Origin of the sequence: Roseomonas sp. GC11 (assembly GCF_024437745.1) — a bacterium.
Lineage (GTDB): Bacteria > Pseudomonadota > Alphaproteobacteria > Acetobacterales > Acetobacteraceae > Pseudoroseomonas.
The window spans coordinates 37,941-59,253 of sequence record NZ_JANFNY010000005.1; the positions used below are offsets into that span (position 1 = coordinate 37,941).

The window sequence follows — 21,313 nt, forward strand, 5'->3', positions numbered from 1 at the left end:
CCGCCGGCCCTCCCCCGCGCGGGGCGGTCAGGCCGCCAGGACGGCCTGCGCCTCGACCTCCATCGCGGCGGTGCCGAGGGCGCCGACGGCGCGGTAGAAGGGCGTCTCCGCCACCGCCTCGAGGGCGGCGAAGCAGCGCCCGGCCCAGGGCTGCATGTGGCGCGTGAAGAAAGGCCCGGCCTCCTCGGGCGGGGCCGGGAAGACGCCGGCGATCAGCCCGGCCAGGGTCTCGCAGAGGACGCCCAGATGGTCCTCCGGCTCCGTCACGCCGGGGGCGCGGCCGACACCCAGCCGCTCCAGCTCCGCCAGCAAGGCGGCCGGCGGCCCGCCCGCGGAGGGGGCCTCGGGCAGGAAGGCGGAGGAAACCGGGTGCAGGGCCGCCGCGCCGGTGAAAAGGGCGTGGAACTCGGCCTCCACCCCCGGCAGGTCGGTGGCGCGGGCGGCCGTGGAGAGCGCGGCATAGGCCCGGCCCAGCAGGGTGTCCGGCCGCCCCTGCAGGGCGCGCAGATTGGCCAGCAGCGCGCCATCCGGCGGCGCCGCCAGCAACCGGCCCAGCAGGGCGAAAAGCCGCGCCCTTTCCAGTTCCAGGAGATCAAGCTCAGGAGCCGGCGGAACCGGGAGGGTCATGCTCTGCTGCATCCCTATGGCACAGCGTTTCCGGGAGTGGCCCAGCCCGGCAGGGAAGGCCAGCCTGCATTTTGCGGACTCCCCCTGGCTTGGCAAGCTGGCCTTGGCAAGCTGGCCGCTTCCCCCCACCCTCCTCCGAAGGATTCCAGAAGGGAAGCGCGCCATGGCCGAAACCAACCGCCAGATCCTGCTGAAGGCCCGCCCCACCGGGCGCCCGGGGCCGGAGCATTTCGCCCTGGCCGAGGCGCCCCTGCCCGAGCCGGGCCGGGGCGAGGTGCTGCTGCGCCACCGCGTCCTCTCGCTCGACCCCTATATGCGCGGGCGGATGGATGACGTGCCGTCCTATGCCAAACCGGTGGAACTCGGCGCGGTGATGGAGGGCGAATGCGTGGCCGAGGTGCTGGCCAGCCACCACCCCGGCTTCGCCCCCGGCGACTGGGTGCGCGGCGCCCGCGGCTGGCAGACCCATTCCGCCGCCCATGGCAGCACGCTGGTGAAGCTGCCCGCCTCGGGCGGCGTGCCGCCCAGCGCCCATCTCGGCGTGCTCGGCATGCCTGGCACCACGGCCTGGGTCGGCGTCACCGAGATCGGGCGGCCCAAGCCGGGGGAGGTTTTCGTCGTCTCCGCCGCCTCGGGCGCGGTGGGCAGCGTGGCGGGGCAGATCGCCAAGGCCATGGGCTGCCGCGTCATCGGCATCGCCGGCGGGGCGGAGAAATGCCGCTACGTCACCGAGGAGTTGGGCTTCGACGCCTGCCTGGACCATCGGGGGGACCTCGGCGCCGCGCTGGATGCCGCCTGCCCGGAGGGGATCGACGTCTATTTCGAGAATGTCGGCGGCGCGGTGCAGGAGGCCGTCTTCCCCCGCATGCGGCCCTTCGGGCGGATCGCCTTCTGCGGCACGGTGGCGACCTACAATGTCCGCCCCCTGCCGCCCGGCCCTAATCTCGGCGCGCTGGTGAAGAAGAAGCTGCGCCTCCAGGGCTTCATCGTCAACGACCACCCGCAGGCCTGGGTGGAATGGCCGCGCATCGGCGGCGCCTGGATCGCCGAAGGCCGTCTGCGCTGGCGTGAGGACCGGGTGAAGGGCCTGGAGAACGCGCCCGAAGCCTTCATCGGGCTGCTGGAGGGGAAGAATTTCGGCAAGCTGGTGGTGGAATTATAGAATCTTCTTTTTCTGAAGAAAAAGAAGCAAAAAGACTTTCTTTCAGTCTGGCGTCCCACCTCAGGCCCGAGGCGGGACGCCAAATGAAAAAAGTTTTTTGGTTCTTTTTTTTTCAAAAAAGAACGCTTTCCTTCTCTTCCCGATCATACACTTTCCCCCCCGCCACATAGGTGGCGCGGATGCAGCGCTCATCCCCGAGCGTCATCAGCACGAAGAGGCGCTCCGCCAGATCGGCGCAGAGCCCCATGCGGAAGGCCAGCAGAGGCGTCGCCGCCGGGTCCAGCACCACGAGATCGGCCTCCCTGCCGGGTTCCAGGCTGCCGATGCGCCCTTCCAGCGCCAGGGCCTCGGCGCCGCCGCGCGTGGCCATCCAGAAGGCCTGGGCGGCGGAGACGGGCTCCCCGGCCAGGCGCGAGACCTTGTAGGCATCGGCCATGCCGCGCAGGGCACAGAGGCTGGTCCCCGCCCCGATATCGGAGCCGAGGCCGAGCGCCACCTCCCGCCCCGCGCGCCGCGCCTGCCGCGCCCGGAACAGGCCGGAGCCGAGGAAGAGGTTGGAACTCGGGCAATGGGCCAGGGCGCTGCCGCTGGCATGGCAGTGGCACAGCTCCCCCTCCGAGAGGTGGATGCCATGGCCGAAAATGGCGCGCCGCCCCGTCAGCCCGGCCCGGCGATAGACATCGAGGTAATCCGACGCCTCCGGGAAGAGGTCGCGCACCCAGGCGAGTTCCGCCGGGCTCTCGGAGAGATGGGTCTGCACATAGGTGCCGGGATGCTCCGCCCAGAGCCGCCCGGCGGCGGCGAGCTGCTCCGGGCTGGAGGTCGGGGCGAAGCGCGGGGTGATGGCGTAGAGCTGCCGCCCCCGCCCGTGCCAGCGGCGGATCAGCGCCGCGCTCTCGGCGATGCCGCCGCCCGGCGGGTCGAGCAGATTGGCCGGGGCGTTGCGGTCCATCAGCACCTTGCCGGCGATCATGCGGGTGTTGCATCGCGCCGATTCGGCGAAGAACGCCTCGGCCGAGGCGGCATGGACGGTGCCATAGACCGCCGCCGTGGTGGTGCCCGCCGCCAGCAATTCGCGCAGGAAGAGCCGCGCCACGCGGGCGGCGTGCCCAGGGTCGGCAAAGGCGGCCTCGGCGGGGAAGGTGTAGCGCTCCAGCCAGCCCAGTAGCTCCTCCCCCGGCGCGGCGATCATCGGCAGCTGCGGGTAATGGACATGGGCATCGATGAAGCCGGGGCAGATCAGCCCGCCCGCCCAGTGCTCCAGCGGCAGGCCGGCGGGGGCGGCGCCGGGCCAGGGGCCGATCGCGGCGATCTCGCCATCCTCCACCACCAGCAGCGCATCAGGCCAGTATCGCAGCGCCTCGGCCTCCGGCACCCGGAAGGGATCCGCCTGGAAACTGATCGCCGCCCCCCGCAGCGCGCGTGCCGCCATGCCCCGTTCTCCCGCCTTGTCGTCTTTCATCCTGCAACGCAGCGTCAGCGAGGGAAACAGCCCGGCATCCGCCACGGCGGTGCCCTATATCCGCCTTGAAGCCGCCCGATAGCGCGGCCAACCCCCTTGAGGCCCCTTCCGGGGAGCCCCCCCGCGGCACACACCCCGCCGCGCCAGATGAGTGGACCGCATGCTGACGACCCTGCCGAATACCCTGCTCGCCATCGCCCTGCTGTTGGTCGTCGTCAGCGCCATCCAGCCGCTCGCGCGGAGGCTGATGCTCTCCAGCACGGTGCTGCTGGCGGTGGTGGGGGTGCTGCTGGGCGGCGGCGCCGCGCTGCTGCTCGACACCGCCAAGCCCACCCCGCTCGACGAGGTGGCGAATACCCTGGTGCAGTTCCCGGTGAATGCCGAGGTCTTCCTCTTCGTCTTCCTGCCGCTGCTGGTGTTCCACGGCTCGCTCTCGATCGATGTGCGGCGGCTGGCGCGGGACTGGGCGCCGGTGCTGGTCATGGCCGTGGTCGCCGTGCTGGTGACCACGGCGGCCATCGGCTTCGCCCTGGCGCCCATCGCCGGCGTCTCGCTCACCGCCTGCCTGATGCTGGGCGCCATCGTGGCGACGACGGACCCCTCCGCCGTGGTCGGCATTTTCCGCGAGATCGGCGCCAACAGCCGGCTGACCCGGCTGGTGGAGGGCGAGAGCCTGCTGAACGACGCCGCCGCCATCTCCATCTTCACCATTTTCCTGGCGCAGCTGACGGGCGACCACCCGGCGGCGCCGATGGAGGCGGCGCTCACCTTCCTCACCTCCTTCACCGGCGGCATGGCGGTGGGCTTCGTGCTGGCGCGGGCGATGCTGGCCGTGCTGCCCTGGATGGGCGGCAACCGCATGGCCGAGGTCACGCTGACCCTCGCTTTGCCCTATGTCGCCTACATCCTGTGCGATGAGGCGCTGGAATTCTCCGGCGTCGTCGCGGCGGCGGCGGCGGGGCTGACGGTCAGCGCCGTCGGCCCCTCCACCTTCCGCCCGCGCTCCTGGCAGTTCCTCCAGGATATCTGGGACCAGCTCTCCTTCTGGGCCAGCTCGATGGTGTTCATCCTCGCCTCGATGCTGGTGCCGAAGCTGCTGCTGGGCATGCAGCAGCATGACCTGATGCTGATCGGCGTTGTCGTCCTGGCGGCGATGGCGGCGCGCGCGGCGGTGCTGTTCGGCGTCATGCCGCTGCTGCTGCTGGCCAAGCTGTCGCAGCGCGTGCCCATCCCCTTCAAGGTGACGATGCTGTGGGGCGGGCTGCGCGGCGCCATCACCCTGGCGCTGGCGCTCGCCGTCACCGAGAACCGCGCCGTCCCGCGCGAGGTGCAGCAATTCGTGGCCATCGTCGCCACCGGCTATGTGCTCTCCACCCTGCTGGTGAACGGCACCACGCTGCGCTTCCTGGTGCGCGCGCTGAAGCTCGACCGGCTCTCGCCGGCGGACCAGGCGCTGCGCAACCAGGTGGTGGCGATCGGCCTTGGCGAGGTGCGCGACAAGCTGCGCGACACCGCCGCCGATTACGGCTTCTCCGCCCCCACCACCGCGCATGTCGTCGAGATCTACGACCGCCGCGTGAAGGTGGAGACGGCCGCCAACACCTTCGACACCGCGATTTCCGACCGCGAGCGCGTCACCCTCGGCCTCATCACCTTCGCCAGCCAGGAGCGTTCCCTGCTGCTGGAACTGTTCCAGGAACAGGGCCTCTCCCGCCGGATGATGGAGAGCCTGCTGTGGAACGCGGAAAGCATGATCGACGGCGCCCGCACCGAGGGGCGGCTCGGCTATATCCAGGCGGCGCGGCGGCGCCTCCAGCCGGGGCTGCGCTTCCACCTCGCCCACAGGCTGCACCGGCAGTTCCGCATCGACAAGCCGCTGATGCACTGCATGGCCGAGCGCTTCGAGATGCTGCTGCTGACGCATCTCGTCTCCGCCACCATGTCGCGCTTCATGCGGCGGCGGATGGAGCCGGTGCTGGGCAGCCGCGTCACCGATGTGGTGCGCGACATCATCGCCCGGCGGGAGGACCTGCTGCAGGACGCGATGGACACGCTGCGCCTGCAATATCCCGGCTATGCCGAGGCGCTGGAGACGCGGCTGCTGCGCCAGCTCGGCCTGCGGCTGGAGGCGGAGGAATACGCCACGCTGCGCCAGGAATCCCTCGTCGGCGAGGAACTGCACGAGGAGCTGATGCGCGGCCTGGAGGCGATCCGCCGGCAGGTGACGCGGCCCTTGCAGTTCAACATCCAGTCCGGCCTCGACAAGCGCATCGCGGAATTCCCGCTCTTCGCCGGGTTGCAGGATGCGCTGCTGCACGACCTCGCCATGAGCGTGACCAGCCGCTTCACCGTGCCGGGGGAGGATATCTACCGCCGCCGCCAGCGCTCCCGCTCGGTCTATCTCATCAGCCGGGGCGAGGTGACGCTGAGCCGGGAGGGGCAGGAGAGCCTGCTCTCGCATGGCGACATCTTCGGCGAGGTGGAGGTGATCCAGGGCCAGCGCCGCCAGGGCCGCGCCCGCGCCACCAGCTTCTGCCACCTGCTGGAGCTGAGCGCGGCGGATTTCCACCGCCTGCTGGCCGAGGCCCCGGCCCTGGAACGCCGCATCGAACGCGTGGCGGAAAAGCGCGCCGCCAGCCGGCCGGTCGAGGCCGTGCCCGGCCTGGGGGTCTAGCGGCGCGTTTCCAGTGATCGTCTGATTTTAAGAATCTTCTTTTTCTGAAGAAAAAGAAGCAAAAAGACTTTTTCCAGGCTGCCGCCGTCTCCCGGCACGGCGGGGCGCCCAACTGAAAAAGTTTTTTGGTTCTTTTTTTTCAAAAAAGAACGCTTACTCTTTTGTTTCCACGAACACGAGTTCCGCCCCCTCCCCGCCGGCGGTGAGGCGGAGTTCCTCCGCCCCCGCGATGGCGGCGGCGTCGCGCAGGCCGAGGGCCTGGCCATTCAGCCCGGCGGCGCCCTTGGCCACCACCAGATAGCCCACCCGCCCGGCGGCGATGGCCAGGGTGGCGGCCTCGCCGGGGGCCAGGGTGGCGGCCAGCACGGCGGCATCGGCGTTGAGCGGCAGCGCCCCGCTGGCCGCATCCCCCTCCCGGCCGGAGGCCAGCAGGGTGAAGCCCTCCCCCGTGCCGCGCGGGAAGCGGCGGCTGCCCCAGGCGGGCGGCAGGCCCAGGCGGTCCGGCCGGATCCAGATCTGGAACAGGCTGGTGGTGACCGGCTCCAGATTATACTCGGCATGGACGATGCCGCTGCCGGCGGACATCACCTGCACATCGCCCGCCTCGGTGCGGCCCTGGTTGCCCAGATTGTCGCGGTGGCTGATGGCGCCCTCCCGCACGAAGGTGACGATCTCCATGTCCCGGTGCGGGTGGGGGTCGAAGCCGGTGCCGGGGGCGATCTCGTCGTCATTCCAGACGCGGATGCGGCCCCAGCCCATGCGCTCGGCATCGCTGTAATGGCCGAAGGAGAAGTGGTGGCGGGCCTTGAGCCAGCCGAATTCGGCCTGGCCCAGCTCGGCGAAGGGGCGGATCTCGATCATGGGGGCATCCTCGTCCTGTCGGGGCGGGAGATAGGCGCGCCAGCCCCCCGCTGGCGATGCAGCGCCGCCTATCGCCACCATCCACGCCAGTGATGAAGGGAGTTGATGAAGGGCGTTGATGAAGGGGTGGATGACGCCCCTTCGATCCGCTGTCGTATTTTTGCAAAGACCCCCGTTGACGGAGGCGCGGCGGCCCCATAAAAGCCCTCTCACGCCAAACGGCGGTTCGCCTCCTTGCCCAGGTGGTGGAATTGGTAGACGCGCTGGCTTCAGGTGCCAGTGACCGCAAGGTCGTGAAGGTTCGAGTCCTTTCCTGGGCATATTCCCTTGCAAATCCATACGGCGGTTCGGTCGCCGGCGGCACGCCGAAAGGCGGCACGCCAGGGGATGGCGATATGGGACACACCCTTTTCGCACCGAATGCCATGATCAAGCTGCACAAGCACGACCTCCCGGACGGCCTCGATTTCGGCTCCGTCGTGGCCATCGACACCGAAACCATGGGCCTCGACCCGCGGCGGGACCGGCTCTGCCTCGTGCAGCTCTCGGCCGGGGATGGCAACGCGCACTGCGTGCAGATCATCCCGGAGAGCCTGGGGGGCCGGGGCGCTGACTGCCCCAACCTCAAGGCGCTGCTCACCAACCCGGATGTGGTGAAGCTGTTCCATTTCGCCCGCTTCGACGTGGCCATCCTGCGCGCCGCCCTGGGCATTGAATGCGCCCCCGTGCGCTGCACCAAGATCGCCGCCAAGCTGGTGCGCACCTTCACCGACCGCCACGGGCTGAAGGACCTCTGCCGCGAGCTGCTGGGCGTCGAGATCTCCAAGCAGCAGCAGTCGAGCGACTGGGGCGCGCCGGAGCTGACGCCGGAGCAGCTGGCCTATGCCGCCTCCGACGTGCTGCACCTGCATGCGCTCTGGGCGAAGCTGGAGGCGCTGCTGAAGCGCGAGGGGCGGCTGGAGCTGGCCGAGTCCTGCTTCCGCTTCCTGCCGGCGCGCGGGCAGCTGGACCTGATGGGCTATGAGGAGCCTGACATCTTCGCCCATTGAGGCGGGCGGCCCGCCGGGTTTCTCCGCCCGGGCTGCGCGGCGGGGGTGAAATTCACCCCCCTTTCTTCTGCTTCCAACGCCCTGGAACAATGCTGAACTGGCATGGTTCTTGGAAGGGCGCCACACTCCTGCGTTGACCCGGCGGGGTTGCCGCCCCATACAAGGGGCGTGAGGTCCTCTCCCCATCCCGCCCCGTGCGCGACTCGCCCAGCCCCTGCGACTCGCCAGGCCCCCGCGGGGGCCGAGATGCCGGTGGGGCCGGCCCGCAAAGCCGCCAGCAAAGCCAAGGCATGACCCTGTCCTCCCCCCCGCGCGGCCGCCCGCCCGCGCCCCGCGCCGAGCGCGGCACCGGCCGGCCCCGGACGCTGCTGCCCTCCCGCGCGCGGCAGACGCTGGATGCGGGGTCGATGGCGCGGCGGCGCGTCGCGCTGGTGCTGGCCAAATGGCTGCTGCCGGTGGCGGCCCTCGGGCTGCTGGCGGCCATCGCCCTCTGGCCGGAATTCGACCGGGCGGAGGATCGCGGCCGCCTCGCCTTCCGCCGCGTGACGCAGACCAGCGCCGAGGCCATGCGCCTCTCCGCCGCGCGCTACCAGGGGATCGACGAGCAGGGCCGGCCGGTGAACGTCACCGCCGCCACCGCCCTGCAGCAGAACCAGGACGCGCCGATCGACCTCGACCAGCCCCGCGCCGACATGCTGCTGAGCAGCGGCGCCTGGGTGCTGCTGGAGGCCCGCCAGGGCCGCTACCAGCGCGAGGCCAACCACCTGTCGCTGAACGGCGACGTGACCCTCTGGCATGATGATGGCAGCATGCTGCGGACCGAGACGGCAGAGATCGACATCACCGCCGGCGGTGCCACCGGGGACCGCCCCGTGGCCGCCCAGGGGCCCTTCGGCACCCTGGTGAGCGAGGGCTTCCGGCTGGAGAACCGGGGCCAGGTGGTGGTCTTCACCGGCCATGCCCGCGCCGTGCTGGAGGGCGGCCACTGATGCGCGCCACCTTCTCCCCCCAGGCTCTGCCCCGCCAGGCTCTGCCTACCCAGGCTCTGCCCCGCCTGCCCGCCGCGGCTCTGCTGGCGCTGCTCGGCGCCGCCCTGCTGCCCGCCGCCGCCCGCGCCCAGGCGCTGGACCTCACCCAGGGCGGCCCCGTCGAGGTCACCGCCACCGATGGCATCGAGTGGCGCCAGCTGGAACAGGTGGTGATCGCGCGCGGCAATGCCCGCGCCGTGCGCGGCGGCGTGACGCTGACGGCGGACCGGCTGATCGCCCGCTACCGCCCCAGAGCGAGCCAGGGGGCGAGCCCGCCCGCCACGCCCGGCGGCGCCGAGACCCCGATGTCCGGCGGCGAGATCTGGCGGCTGGAGGCGGAAGGCAATGTCCGCATCGACACCGCCACCGACCATGCCGAGGGCGACCGCGCCATCTACGACATGGATCAGGCCGTGATGGTGATGACCGGCCGCGCCCTGAAGCTGACCACCCCCAAGGACACGCTGACCAGCCGCGACAGCATGGAATACTGGCCCGCCCGCCGCATGGCCGTGGCGCGCGGCGCCGCCGTGGTGGTGACGGAGGACCAGCGCCGCATCGCCGCCGACACGCTGGTGGGCTATTTCCGCGACCAGGGCGCGCCCCCGGCCGGAAACACCGCGGCCGCCACCCGCCCGGCCAGCCCGGCACCGCGCCCCGCCTCCCCGGCGGGAAGCGCGGCCGGCGCCGAGGGCAGCCAGCTCGACCGCGTCGAGGGCTTCGGCAATGTCGAGATCCGCACCCCCGCCGAGGTGGTGCGCGGCGACCGTGGCGTCTATTCCGAAACCACCGGCATGGCCCGGCTGCTCGGCGGCGTGCGCATCACCCGCGGCGACAACCAGCTCAACGGCCAGGAAGCCATCGTCAACATGAAGAGTGGCGTGGCCCGCCTCGTCTCCACCCCCGGCCAGCGCGTGCAGGGGCTGATCATCCCGCAGCAGGGCCAGCAGGCCCTGCAACCGCAGGGGCAGCCCAGCCAGGGCCAACAGGGCCAGAACCCCGCCCCGCAACCCCGCAACCCCGGCGGAGCGAACACCCGGTGAGCCCCTCCCTCAAGGTCGTCCCCGGCGAGGCCGGGCTGGTCGCCACCGGCCTCGGCAAGCGCTACAAGAAGCGCCCCGTGGTCCGCAACGTCTCGATCAGCGTCAAGCGTGGCGAGGCCGTGGGCCTGCTCGGCCCCAACGGCGCCGGCAAGACCACCACCTTCTACATGATCACCGGCCTCGTCCGCCCGGACCAGGGGCAAGTCTTCATGGACGGGCACGACGTCACCACCCTGCCCATGTATCGCCGCGCCCGCATGGGCCTCGGCTACCTGCCGCAGGAAGCCTCGATCTTCCGCGGCCTCAGCCTGGAGGACAATATCCGCGCCGCGCTGGAGGTGGTGGAGCCCGTCCGCGCCCGGCGCGAGCAGATGCTGGACGAGCTGCTGGCGGAATTCGGGCTGACGCATCTGCGCCGCTCCCCCTCCCTCGCCCTCTCGGGCGGCGAGCGGCGGCGCTGCGAGATCGCCCGCGCGCTCGCCACCCACCCCGCCTATGTGCTGCTGGACGAGCCGCTGGCCGGCATCGACCCCATCGCCGTGGGCGAGATCCGCGACCTCGTGAAGCACCTGAAGAACCGCGGCATCGGCGTGCTGATCACCGACCACAATGTGCGCGAGACGCTGGAGATCATCGACCGCGCCTATATCCTGCATGACGGGCAGGTGCTCATGGAAGGCACGCCGCAGGACATCGTGGCGCATGAGGGCGTGCGCCGCGTCTACCTGGGCGAGCGGTTCAGCCTCTAGCATGGCTGCGCTGCACCCCATCCGTGCGGCCGCCCCCGCCCCGCGCCTGAAGGGCTGACCCGCATGGCCGGCATCGGTCCGCGCCTCGACCTGCGGCAGAGCCAGTCCCTGGTGATGACGCCGCAGCTGCGCCAGGCCATCAAGCTGCTGCAATCCTCCAATCTGGAGGTCATCGCCTTCGTCGAGGAGGAGCTGGAGCGCAACCCGCTGCTGGAGCGCGACGAGCGCCCCGAGCTGCCGGCCGAGCGCGCCGAGCCCGCCCCCGCCGCCACCGCCCCCGCCGACTGCTTCGAGAGCGCCGCCGCCCCCACCCTGCCGGCCGAGTCCGAGGCTCCGCTCGACATCGGCGACTGGTCCAACGTCTATGACGGCGAGGGCGGCTTCCAGGAGGCCGGCGGCCGGGGCGGCCGGCTCGACTTCGGCGAGGATGAGCGCGGCATCGACGAGATGGCGCCCGACCGCCCGCGCAGCCTGCGCGAGGAACTCGCCACCCAGCTTCGCCTCGCCTTCGACACGCCGGGGGACCGGCTGATCGGCGCGCAGATGATCGCGCTGCTCGACCCCTCCGGCCGGCTGCTGGTGGAGGATGCCGCCATCGCCGCCGCCATGGGCTGCGAGGAGGCGCATGTCGCCGCCATCCGCGCCCGCATGCAGCGCTTCGAGCCGGTGGGGATGTTCTGCCGCAGCCTCGCCGAATGCCTCGCCGCCCAGCTCGCCGAGCGCAACCGGCTGGACCCGGCCATGCAGGCCCTGCTCGACAACCTCGAACTCCTCGCCCGGCGCGACATGCGCGGGCTGATGCGCGCCTGCGGCGTCGATGCCGAGGACCTGGCCGAGATGGTGGCGGAGCTGAAGCGCCTCGACCCCAAGCCCGGCGCCGGCTACGACGATACCCCGCCCCCCGCCCTGCTGCCCGATGTGCTGATGCGCCGCGCCCCGCTGCGCAGCGCCACCCCGGGCGACACCAGCGGCACCACCATGGGAGGCATCCCGGGCGCCCCCCCGGGGGAGGCCAGCGAATGGGTGCTGGAGCTGAACCCCGAGACCCTGCCCCGCGTTCTGGTCAACCGCGGCTTCCACGCCCGCGCCCTGGTCAGCGCCTCGCGCGAGGACCGCGCCTTCCTCTCGGAGAAATTCCAGGCCGCCAACTGGCTGGTGAAAAGCCTGGAGCAGCGCGCCGGCACCATCCTGAAGGTCGCCGCCGAGATCGTCCGCCGCCAGGACGGCTTCTTCCGCCACGGCGTCGAGCACCTGCGCCCGCTGATCCTGCGCGACGTGGCGGAGGCGGTGGAAATGCACGAATCGACCGTCAGCCGCGTCACCGCCAACAAATACATCGCGACGCCGCGCGGCCTCTTCGAGCTGAAATATTTCTTCACCACCGCCATCGGCGGCACCGGCGGGGAGACCTTCAGCGCCGAGGCCATCCGCCATCGTATCCGCAGCATGGTCGCGGCGGAAACGCCGGATGATATCCTCAGCGATGACGCCATCGTCGCAGCTTTGCGTCGGGAAGGTGTGGACATCGCCCGGCGAACGGTGGCCAAATACAGGGAAGCGCTGCGGATACCATCTTCGGTGCAGCGCAAACGGGAGAAGGCCGTCCCGGCCTGACCCGAAGCGGGCGCACCCGGTTGCCATACCCTGGCAGGCAGGCGCACCCCGTCCGCTTCGCCGTCCCCAGGGGCGGCCCCTCCCCCATACAAGAAGGAGGGGTTACCCCGCCATGCACATCGTCGTCGCAGGGAAACAGGTCGAAACCGGCGAAGCCCTGAAGGTCCATGTGGCCGAGGGTCTGAAGACCGTCACCAAGAAATACTTCGATCACGCCCTGGAAGCGTATGTCACCTTCTCCAAGAGCCGGTCTTTCTTCGGCTGCACCATCGATATCCACGCCGGACGCGGGCTGAGCCTGCGCGGCGAGGGCGAAGGCGCCGATGCCCACCGTGCCTTCGACGAGGCCGCCACACACATCGCCAAGCGCCTGCGCCGCTACCGGCGCCGCATGAACGAGCATTCCCGCAGCCTGGCCGATGAACGCCTGCCGCGCAGCGCCGAGACGGCGCGCCAGGTGATCCTCGCCCAGCCCCTGGAGGAGCCCGAGGAAGAACAGCTGGAAACCGCCGCCCCCGAGGCGCCGCAGGACCAGGGCGACCACGGCGCCATCATCGCCGAGGCGCCCACCGAGATCGCCCACCTCTCCGTCAGCGAGGCGGTGATGCGCCTCGACCTCGGGCAGGTGCCGGTGGTGATGTTCCGCAACCGCGGCAGCGGCCAGCTGAACGTCGTCTATCGCCGCCCGGATGGGCATATCGGCTGGATCGACCCCGCCGCGGCCTGAGGCCCTTGGGGAGGCTCCGCCTCCCCAAACCCCTCGTCTGGGGTGGCAGGGCCACCCCAGACCCCGCCTTCAGAAAAACAGTCGTGGGGGTCTGGGGGAACTCAGTTCCCCCAGCGGGGTCCGGGGCAGCGCCCCGGCTCTTCCTTTACCGGCACATCAGCACCGGGATATCGGCATTCTCCAGCACATGCCGCGTCACGCCGCCCAGGATGAGCTGGCGCAGGCGCGAATGGCTGTAGGCGCCCATGCACAGCAGGTCCGCCCCGAAATCCCGCACCGCGCCCAGCAACCCGGCGCCGACCTCACGCGTCAGCGGCTTGAAGGGCACCGCCTCCGCGCTGATGCCGTGCCAGCGCAGATAGGCCTGCAAGCCTTCCGCCGCCGGCCCGCGCCGCTGGTAATCCTCGCTGTGCAGGACGCGCACCGCCTCGGCATGGTGCAGCCAGGGCAGCGCCGCCGCCACCGCCGCGGCACTCTCCGCCGTGCCGTTCCAGGCGCAGCAGACGCGGCTGCCAATCGTCTTCGGCGCCTCACGCGGGGCGATCAGCACCGGCCGCCCCGAGTCGAACAGCACCGCATGCAGCGCGTCGGAGGAGGAGACATCCTCATCCGCCTCCGGGTGCGGCACCACCGCCATGTCATAGAGGCGCGACTGCTGCGCCACGATATCCTCCTCCCGCCCCGCGATCGACTCGAAGGACAGCGTCGGCCCCTCGGTCTTCAGCGCGCTCTCGGCGGAAAGGGCGATCGTCACATCCCGGCCCTGCACGAACTTCTCGAACAGCGCCCGCACGCGGCCGGCGCGCTCGCCGCTCTCGCGCTCCGTCGCCGCCATCATCTCCTCGATCATGGCGCCGGAAAGGCCCTCGCCCGCCAGCGGCGCCACGTCCCGCGCATCCACCCGCACATGCAGGCAGTGGACATGCGCGTTCCAGGTGCGCGCCACCATCAGCGCGGTGTTCAGCGCCGCCTCGCCCGCGGCGGTTCCGGTCAGCGGCAGCAGCAGCCGGCGATAGGCCATGGGTCGCTCTCCTTCATCATGCCCGGGTCCTTGGTGTGCCCGGTCTCATCGCCAGTCTAACAGCCAAGCACGGCGAAGGGAGCCGTCACACGGCGAGACGACTCGTTAAAAAAATGTCCCGAACTGGGAGGGCTCCGCCCTCCCAGACCCAAACGGAAAGAAAACTGGGAGGGCTCCGCCCTCCCAGACCCAAGCTGAAAGAAAACTGGGAGGGCTCCGCCCTCTCAGACCCAAGCTGAAAGAAAACTGGGAGGGCTCCGCCCTCCCAGACCCTCCGGCCGGGGGGACAGGGTCCCCCCGGACCCCGCCTTCAGCCAGCCGCGCAACGCTCCCAGCCCAGCGCCCCGATGTCGCGGCGCGCGGCCGCCTCAAGGACCGCCAGATCGGCATCGGAGGCATCACCCCGCCGCGCCGCCACGCGGGCCCGCAGCACCTCCAGCGGGGCCTCCAGCCAGAGGCCCCTGAAGGAAACACCGGCGCGCCGCGCCACCGCCTCGATGCCCGCGCGCATCGCCGGGTCCAGGAAGGCGGCATCGGCGATCACGCTGTGGCCCGCACGCAGGGCCTGCTCGGCCTCGGCGAACAGCTCGGCATGGACGGCGGCACTCTCCGCCTCGGTATAGGCGGAGGGGGGAAGGTGGGTTTCGGGGGGGACGCCGTGGCGGCGCTTGCGGATCTCGTCGCTGCGCAGCACCAGCGCGCCGGGCAGGGCGCCGAGGGCGGGGGCCAGCTGGCGGGCGCGCAGGCTCTTGCCCGCGCCGGGCAGGCCGCCCACGGCCATCAGGCAGGGCGGCGGCGGGGAGAGCGCGGCCTCGGCCCGCGCCAGCCAAGGCAGCCCATCCTCCCCCACCCGTTGCAGGCAATGCGCGCGGATCAGGAAACGCAGGGACAGCCAGAGCGGCAGCCCGGCCACCAGCCCGGCATCGCCGCCGCGCGCCACATAGCGGTTGAGCACCCGGTTGGCCGCCGGCAGGCCGGCGCGCATCACCAGATCGGCCAGCAGGAAGGCGAGGTCATAGCCGGTGTCGATGGTGGCCAGGGCCTCGTCGAATTCCAGCGCGTCGAAGGCCACCGGGGCGCCCTGCCACAGCACCAGATTGCCCAGATGCAGGTCGCCATGGCAGCGCCGCACCCGCCCCGCCGCATCGCGCGCCACCAGGGCGGGGGCCAGGCGGCGGTCAAGCGCCAGCGCCGCCGCCCGCCACGCGGCGATGCGCGCGGGCGGCAGGCCGGTGGAGAGCGCGGCCTCCGCCGCCCCCTCCACCACCGCCGCCAGGGCAGAGGGCGAGGCCCAGCCGCGCACCGTGGGCAAGGCGGCATGCAGCACCGCCACCGCATCGCCCAGCGCATCCTGCAACGGCGCATCCAGCGCCCCGCGCGCGGCGATGGCATCGAGGAAATCCGCCGCCGGCAGGGGCGCCATCTCCAGCACCCACTCTTCCGCCGGGCCTTCCCCGCCGAGGCGCAGCGCGCCATCCGGGCCCCGCGTCAGCGGGTGGACGGCGCGGTAGAGGCCGGGCGCGGCCGGCGCGTTCAGGGCGAATTCGCGCTGGCAGAAACGCCCCCGCGCCGCCAGCGTGCTGAAGTCCAGGAACTCCAGCGCCACGGCCTTCTTCAGCTTCAGCACCCGGTCGGGGCCGATGAAGATGGCGGAGATATGCGTCTCCACCGGCCGCTCATCCCCGGTGAGGCGGCGGAGCAGCGCCGCCGCCTCCGCCTGCCCCGCCGGGATGGTCACGGGTAGAGCGTCTCCACCCGCCAGCCGCCCCCAGGCCCGCTCTCCGGCCCGCCCTCTGGCAGCCGCAGGAAGACGCGGCGGTCATGCAGGCGGAAGGGCATGTCCTGCCAGAACTCGATGCGCGCCGGCAGCAGGCGGTAGCCGCCCCAGTGCGGCGGGCGGGGCACATCCTCACCGGGGAAGCGGGCCTCGGCCGCGGCCACCGCCGCCTCCAGCTCCGCCCGGCCGGAGAGCGGGCGCGACTGCTGCGAGGCCCAGGCCCCCAGCCGCGACAGGCGCGGGCGGGTGGCATAATAGGCATCGGACTCCGCCTCGCTCACCAGCTCCACCGCGCCCTCGACGCGCACCTGCCGGCGCAGGGTCTTCCAGTGGAAGAGCAGCGCGGCGCGCGGGTTGGCGGCCAGCTCATCCCCCTTGCGGCTCTGCCGGTTGGTGAAGAAGACGAAACCCCGCTCCTCCAGCCCCTTCAGCAGCACGATGCGGGCGGAGGGAAAGCCCTCCGGCGTCGTGGTGGCCAGTGTCATGGCATTGGGGTCGTTGGGCTCGGAAGCCTCGGCCTCCTGCATCCAGTCGCGGAACAGCGCGAAAGGTTCGGTGGCGGTGATCGGCGCGGTCATGCGGCTCCCCCTTGCCCAGGCGTCGGGGGTGTGCCACCACGCCCACACCCTTGCAACGGGGAAAGCCCGGGGAATGCCCTGCGCCCCGTCCCTCCTCCCCCCAACAGTGAAAAGCGGTTCTGCCTGCCCATGGAAGCTGCCGATCCCCAAGCGACGATCCCCACCGGCACGCTGATGGCCGGCAAGCGCGGCCTCATCATGGGTGTCGCCAATGACCGCTCCATCGCCTGGGGCATCGCCCGCGCCCTGGCCGCCCAGGGAGCGGAGATCGCCTTCACCTACCAGGGCGAGGCGCTGGAGAAGCGCGTCCGCCCGCTGGTCCAGTCCATCGGCGCTGACATCCTGCTGCCCTGCGATGTCACCGACGAGGCCAGCATCGACGCCGTCTTCGCCGAGCTGGAAAAGCGCTGGGGCAAGATCGACTTCCTGGTCCATGCCATCGGCTTCGCCGACAAGCAGTTCCTGCGCGGCCGCTACATGGACACGCCGCGGGAGGCTTTCCTCCAGGCGCTGGACATCTCCTGCTACTCCTTCGTCTCGGTCAGCCGCCGCGCGGCGGCGCTGATGCCGGAGGGCGGCTCGCTGCTGACCCTCTCCTATCTGGGGGCGGAGCGCGTCACGCCGCACTACAACGTGATGGGCGTGGCCAAGGCGGCGCTGGAGGCCAGCGTCCGCTACATGGCGGTCGATGTCGGCGGGCAGAATATCCGCGTCAACGCCATCAGCGCCGGCCCGATCAAGACGCTGGCGGCCAGCGGCATCGGCGATTTCCGCTACATCCTGAAGTGGAACCAGTACAACGCGCCGCTGAAGCGCAACGTGACCATCGAGGATGTCGGCGGTGCGGGGCTCTACCTGCTCTCCGACCTCGGCTCCGGCGTCACGGGCGAGGTGCACCATGTCGATTGCGGCTACCACATTGTCGGCATGAAGGCGGTGGACGCGCCGGACATTTCGGTGGTCTGACCCCCGGAAGGCGGGGCCTGGGGTGGCCCTGCCACCCCAGCGGAGGGGTCTGGGGAGGCAGAGCCTCCCCAGTTTTTCTTTCAGTTTGCCCCTCGGCGGACATGCCTTCGCGCTGCCCCCTTGGCCATTCCCCCTCCCATCCCGCATAACCGGCGCCCTTGACCTTTGCCGCCGGTGCCCCGCCCATGTCCCACAACAGTTTCGGCCATCTCTTCCGCGTCACGAGTTGGGGCGAGAGCCATGGCCCCGCGATTGGCGGCGTGGTGGATGGCTGCCCGGCGGGCATTCCCCTCACCGAGGCGGATATCCAGCCCTTCCTCGACAAGCGCCGCCCCGGCCAGAGCAAATTCGTCACCCAGCGGCAGGAGCCGGACCAGGTCCGCATCCTCTCCGGCGTCTTCGAGGGGGTGACCACCGGAACGCCCATCGCCCTGGTGATCGAGAACCAGGACCAGCGCAGCAAGGACTATGGCGAGATCAAGGACCGCTTCCGCCCCGGCCATGCGGACCTCGCCTACCACCTGAAATACGGCGTGCGCGACTATCGCGGCGGCGGCCGCTCCAGCGCCCGCGAGACGGCGGTGCGCGTCGCCGCCGGGGCCATCGCCCGCAAGGTGCTGGGCGATGGCATCCTCCTCCGCGGCGCCATGGTGGCCATGGGGCCGCTCGGCATCGACCGCGCCCGCTTCGACTGGGCGGAAACCGACAGAAATCCCTTCTTCTGCCCCGACCCCGGCGCCGTGCCGCTGTGGGAGGAAAAGCTGGCCGCCACCCGCAAGGCCGGCTCCTCCCTCGGCGCCGTCATCGAACTGGTGGCGGAGGGCGTGCCCGTGGGCCTCGGCGCGCCGCTCTATGGCAAGCTGGATGCCGACCTCGCCGCCGCGCTGATGAGCATCAACGCCGTCAAGGGCGTCGAGATCGGCGAGGGCTTCGCCAGCGCCGCCCTCGATGGCGAGGCCAATGCCGATGAGATGCGCATGGGCGCGCAGGGCGAGGTGGAATTCCTCTCCAACCATGCCGGCGGCATCCTGGGCGGCATCTCCACCGGGCAGCCCGTCATCGCCCGCTTCGCGGTGAAGCCGACCTCCTCCATCCTCACGCCCCGCCGCAGCGTGGACCGCTTCGGGGAAGAGGTCGAAGTGCTCACCAAGGGGCGGCATGACCCCTGCGTCGGCATCCGCGCCGTGCCGGTGGGGGAGGCCATGATGGCCTGCGTCCTCGCCGACCACCTGCTGCGCCACCGGGCGCAGAACCCGGATGCCCCCACCCGGCCCCGGCTGCCGCGCAACTGAGGCGGGAGGCGCCGCCTCCCCACACCAGGCTTTGCTCTCTGGGGAGGCTCCGCCTCCCCAAACGAAAAGAAGATTCTCTGGGGAGGCTCCGCCTCCCCAGACCCCTCCACCGGGGTGGCAGGGCCACCCCGGACCCCGCCATCAGAAAGAGCATCCACCGAATAACCAAGCAAAGCACTTGACTATTTTCGGGTCTGTCAGGATAGGGAAGGCACACAGAACGGCCGAGGCACCTCAACCATGCTCCAGGCTTCCCCCGCCACCGACGATGCCACCTCCGATGCCAGCGGCGCCTGCCGCGGCTTCCTGGCCCTGGCCGGGGAACAGGTCTGGCGACAGCGCATGGCCGATATCGCCGCCCGCGCCCGCCCCCGCTCCTGGAGCGGCCGCGCCGCGCAGCAGCGCCACGCCCTGGAACTCCTCCTCGCCCGCCTCGCCGACCCGCGCCAGACCCCGCGCCTGAGCGCCGCCGAGCAGCAGGTCCTCGCCCTGGCGCGCGAGGCCGTGGCCCTGGCCGATACCCTGCCCGCCCACCCCCGCGCCCGCCTGCGCCAGCGCCTGATGGAGGGGCTGACGGGGGAGGCCACCCTCATCCCCCTCTTCCACCTGCTGCGCGAGGCCAGCCGCCAGCGCGCGCGCGGCTTCACCGTGCATTTCGCCGGCCTCGCCGATGACGCGCCCTATGACCTGCTGATCGAGCGCGAGGGCATGGCGGCGGAACTCGCCTGCCGCACCGTCTCCGCCGAGGAAGGCCGCCACCTGCACCGGCAGGACTGGTGCACCCTGGTGGATGGCATCAACCCCGACCTGCAAACCTGGCTGGCCGCCCATCCCGGCCGCTACCTGCTGAAGATGACCCTGCCCGAGGGCATCCAGGACCAGGCGGCCCTCGCCGACCTCCAGCGCCAGGTGAGCAACCTCCTCGCCACCGAGAAGCGGCAGGACGCCACCGCCGCCGCCGTGCTGAAGCTGGACCCGCTGATGCTCGCCGGCGTCCAGGCCGCCGGGCAGTCCATCGCCCAGGCCCTGCCGCAGAAGCTGCGCGACCTCTTCGGCCCCGATGCCCATCTGGCCGTGACCGGCGACCCGGCGGCGGGCAGCCTCTTCGTCATGGCCGCCCGCGCCGGGCGGGAGAACGCCCTGGCCGCCACCGTCGTCCGCCACCTCGGCGCGGCGGCGGAGCAGGGCCTCACCGGCACGCGGCCGGGCATCGTCTGCATCTTCCTCGACGATATCGAGCGCGCCGAATGGCGCATGCTGCGCGAGACGCTGGAGCTGGAAGGCGCCGTGCGCCGCTTCTTCACCACCCAGGCCGCGGCGCGAATCACCGCCGCCGCCTGCGCCACCCGGCTGGAGATGTTCGGCCTCGCCCCGCCCGACGGCGCGGAGGCCGGGGAGCTGCGATTCCGCAACCAGTCCCATCCGGCGGCGCGGGAGCCCGCCCTGCTGCCGGCCATCGCCTCCTGCTGAGGCTTCTCCTTTAACATTTTGAAAACAAAAAACCCCTGCGGCACCCGATCGGTGCGGCGGGGGTTTTTGTATCAAACCGAGGCATTCGTAACCGAAACGTGACGGACACATTCCACGCCCACCGCAAAGTTTCGTCTCGGTGCTGCCACTTTTTCCCGGCATGGTGCGTTGCAATGCAATCCCGCAACCCCTGCCTCCAAGGGCGCTCCGATGTCTGAACGAGAGATGGAAGCCAAGCTGGTGGAGCTGGACCGGCTGCTGAACGATCCGGAGGTCCAGATGGACCCGCATCGTGTCTGGTCGCTGCTGCAGGAAATCTCCGGCGCCAAAGCCGCCCCGGCCGCCCCCCGCGCGGCCTGAGGGAGAGGACTCACGGATGGGTTTCCAAAGGCCTCAGGCCTTTGGTGGGGAGAGTATGAGAGGGGCAAAGCCCCTCTCATAAAGGCCGCGCCGGCAGGCCCGGCCTAGCCTTCCCGCCGTGCCGCGATCAGGAATTCCCGGTTGCCCTCCGGCCCCAGGATGGGGCTGGCCTCCACCCCCAGCACGGACCAGCCCGCCAGGGCGGACCACCATTCCACCACCCGCGCGCAGACCTCGTCATGCACCGCCGGGTCGCGCACCACGCCGCCCTTGCCCACCTTCTCCGGCCCCGCCTCGAATTGCGGCTTGATCAGCGCCACGGCCCAGGCCCCCGGCGCCGCCAGCCCCAGCGCCGCCGGCAGCACCGTCGCCAGCCCGATGAAGCTGGCATCGCACACCACCACCCCCGGCGCCTCCGGGATCAGCGTGGCATCCAGGCGGCGGGCATTGGTCTTCTCCAGCACCACCACCCGCGCATCGCTGCGCAGCTTCCACGCCAATTGGCCATGGCCGACATCGACGGCATAGACCTTCGCCGCGCCATGATGCAGCAGCACATCGGTGAAGCCGCCCGTCGAGGCCCCCACATCCACCGCCACGCGGCCCGCCGGGTCCAGCCCGAAATAAGACAGGGCATGGGCCAGCTTCATGCCGCCACGGCTCACCCAGGGGTGCTCCTGGCCCTTCACCTCCAGCGGCGTGTCCTCCGCCACCGGCTGGCCAGGCTTCTCCACCCGGCGCGTTTCGGAAAACACCTTGCCGGCCATGATCAGGGCCTGCGCCTTGGCGCGCGACTCCACAAGGCCGCGCTCGACCAGCGCCACATCGGCGCGTTGCTTGGGCATGGTTATCA

Annotated in this window: 19 protein-coding genes and 1 tRNA gene; 13 read left to right on the plus strand and 7 right to left on the minus strand. The window is 71.1% G+C overall.

Annotated elements, in window-relative coordinates:
* Positions 1–27: 27 nt before the first annotated feature.
* Positions 28–627: a molecular chaperone gene (locus NON00_RS02815; RefSeq protein WP_256017463.1), complete on the minus strand. Its 600-nt coding sequence runs from the start codon at positions 625–627 to the stop codon at positions 28–30.
* 163 nt (positions 628–790) lie between these two features.
* On the opposite strand from NON00_RS02815, the gene NON00_RS02820 reads away from it, so the two are divergent.
* Positions 791–1,789: an NADP-dependent oxidoreductase gene (locus NON00_RS02820; RefSeq protein WP_256017466.1), complete on the plus strand. Its 999-nt coding sequence runs from the start codon at positions 791–793 to the stop codon at positions 1,787–1,789.
* A gap of 112 nt (positions 1,790–1,901) precedes the next feature.
* On the opposite strand, the gene guaD is transcribed toward NON00_RS02820, so the two are convergent.
* Positions 1,902–3,221: a guanine deaminase gene (gene guaD / locus NON00_RS02825; RefSeq protein WP_256017468.1), complete on the minus strand. Its 1,320-nt coding sequence runs from the start codon at positions 3,219–3,221 to the stop codon at positions 1,902–1,904.
* A gap of 190 nt (positions 3,222–3,411) precedes the next feature.
* Here guaD and NON00_RS02830 point away from each other — a divergent pair, with 190 nt between their 5' ends.
* Positions 3,412–5,925: a cation:proton antiporter gene (locus NON00_RS02830; protein WP_256017470.1), complete on the plus strand. Its 2,514-nt coding sequence runs from the start codon at positions 3,412–3,414 to the stop codon at positions 5,923–5,925.
* Positions 5,926–6,078: 153 nt separating this feature from the next.
* Here the strand turns inward: NON00_RS02830 and NON00_RS02835 are convergent, their stop codons facing one another.
* Entirely contained in the window at positions 6,079–6,786 is a 708-nt protein-coding gene (locus tag NON00_RS02835; protein WP_256017472.1) for a pirin-like bicupin family protein, read from the minus strand.
* 236 nt (positions 6,787–7,022) lie between these two features.
* On the opposite strand from NON00_RS02835, the gene NON00_RS02840 reads away from it, so the two are divergent.
* From NON00_RS02840 to hpf, 7 genes are all read left to right on the plus strand, one after another.
* Positions 7,023–7,106: transfer RNA gene (locus NON00_RS02840), tRNA-Leu, on the plus strand.
* A gap of 75 nt (positions 7,107–7,181) precedes the next feature.
* Complete coding sequence (locus NON00_RS02845) at positions 7,182–7,835, plus strand: ribonuclease D (protein WP_256017474.1); 654 nt, start codon at positions 7,182–7,184, stop codon at positions 7,833–7,835.
* A 290-nt stretch (positions 7,836–8,125) separates the two neighbouring features.
* The gene (gene lptC, locus NON00_RS02850; RefSeq protein ID WP_256017486.1) at positions 8,126–8,824 is read left to right on the plus strand and encodes an LPS export ABC transporter periplasmic protein LptC; all 699 of its coding nucleotides are present in this window, start codon (positions 8,126–8,128) and stop codon (positions 8,822–8,824) included.
* Positions 8,824–9,906: an LptA/OstA family protein gene (locus tag NON00_RS02855; RefSeq protein WP_256017488.1), complete on the plus strand. Its 1,083-nt coding sequence runs from the start codon at positions 8,824–8,826 to the stop codon at positions 9,904–9,906. Before lptC ends, NON00_RS02855 begins: the two co-directional genes overlap by 1 nt.
* Entirely contained in the window at positions 9,903–10,655 is a 753-nt protein-coding gene (lptB, locus tag NON00_RS02860; protein WP_256017490.1) for an LPS export ABC transporter ATP-binding protein, read from the plus strand. The genes NON00_RS02855 and lptB overlap by 4 nt, the downstream gene beginning before the upstream one ends.
* A gap of 63 nt (positions 10,656–10,718) precedes the next feature.
* A complete protein-coding gene (locus tag NON00_RS02865; RefSeq protein ID WP_256017493.1) occupies positions 10,719–12,269 on the plus strand; it encodes an RNA polymerase sigma-54 factor in 1,551 nt (516 codons plus the stop codon).
* A gap of 112 nt (positions 12,270–12,381) precedes the next feature.
* Positions 12,382–12,996 carry a ribosome hibernation-promoting factor, HPF/YfiA family gene (gene hpf, locus NON00_RS02870; protein WP_256017495.1) on the plus strand — a complete coding sequence of 205 codons (615 nt, stop codon included), beginning with the start codon at positions 12,382–12,384 and terminating at the stop codon, positions 12,994–12,996.
* Between the two features lie 145 nt (positions 12,997–13,141).
* On the opposite strand, the gene NON00_RS02875 is transcribed toward hpf, so the two are convergent.
* From NON00_RS02875 to pdxH, 3 genes are all read right to left on the minus strand, one after another.
* A complete protein-coding gene (locus NON00_RS02875) occupies positions 13,142–14,017 on the minus strand; it encodes a universal stress protein (RefSeq protein ID WP_256017498.1) in 876 nt (291 codons plus the stop codon).
* A 310-nt stretch (positions 14,018–14,327) separates the two neighbouring features.
* Positions 14,328–15,755, minus strand: coding sequence for a bifunctional aminoglycoside phosphotransferase/ATP-binding protein (locus NON00_RS02880; protein WP_256017499.1), 1,428 nt, complete (start codon positions 15,753–15,755; stop codon positions 14,328–14,330).
* Complete coding sequence (gene pdxH, locus NON00_RS02885; RefSeq protein WP_256017500.1) at positions 15,752–16,372, minus strand: pyridoxamine 5'-phosphate oxidase; 621 nt, start codon at positions 16,370–16,372, stop codon at positions 15,752–15,754. Before pdxH ends, NON00_RS02880 begins: the two co-directional genes overlap by 4 nt.
* 129 nt (positions 16,373–16,501) lie before the next feature.
* Between pdxH and fabI the strand changes: the two genes are divergently transcribed.
* The 4 genes from fabI to NON00_RS02905 all read left to right on the plus strand — a co-directional run bounded on the left by fabI (position 16,502) and on the right by NON00_RS02905 (position 20,460).
* Positions 16,502–17,338: an enoyl-ACP reductase FabI gene (fabI, locus tag NON00_RS02890; RefSeq protein ID WP_256017501.1), complete on the plus strand. Its 837-nt coding sequence runs from the start codon at positions 16,502–16,504 to the stop codon at positions 17,336–17,338.
* A gap of 185 nt (positions 17,339–17,523) precedes the next feature.
* A complete protein-coding gene (aroC, locus tag NON00_RS02895) occupies positions 17,524–18,630 on the plus strand; it encodes a chorismate synthase (protein WP_256017502.1) in 1,107 nt (368 codons plus the stop codon).
* A 240-nt stretch (positions 18,631–18,870) separates the two neighbouring features.
* Positions 18,871–20,100: a hypothetical protein gene (locus NON00_RS02900; RefSeq protein ID WP_256017611.1), complete on the plus strand. Its 1,230-nt coding sequence runs from the start codon at positions 18,871–18,873 to the stop codon at positions 20,098–20,100.
* A 210-nt stretch (positions 20,101–20,310) separates the two neighbouring features.
* Entirely contained in the window at positions 20,311–20,460 is a 150-nt protein-coding gene (locus NON00_RS02905; RefSeq protein WP_256017503.1) for a peptide chain release factor 1, read from the plus strand.
* 104 nt (positions 20,461–20,564) lie between these two features.
* On the opposite strand, the gene NON00_RS02910 is transcribed toward NON00_RS02905, so the two are convergent.
* Positions 20,565–21,305: a TlyA family RNA methyltransferase gene (locus NON00_RS02910; RefSeq protein ID WP_256017504.1), complete on the minus strand. Its 741-nt coding sequence runs from the start codon at positions 21,303–21,305 to the stop codon at positions 20,565–20,567.
* Positions 21,306–21,313 lie beyond the last annotated feature (8 nt).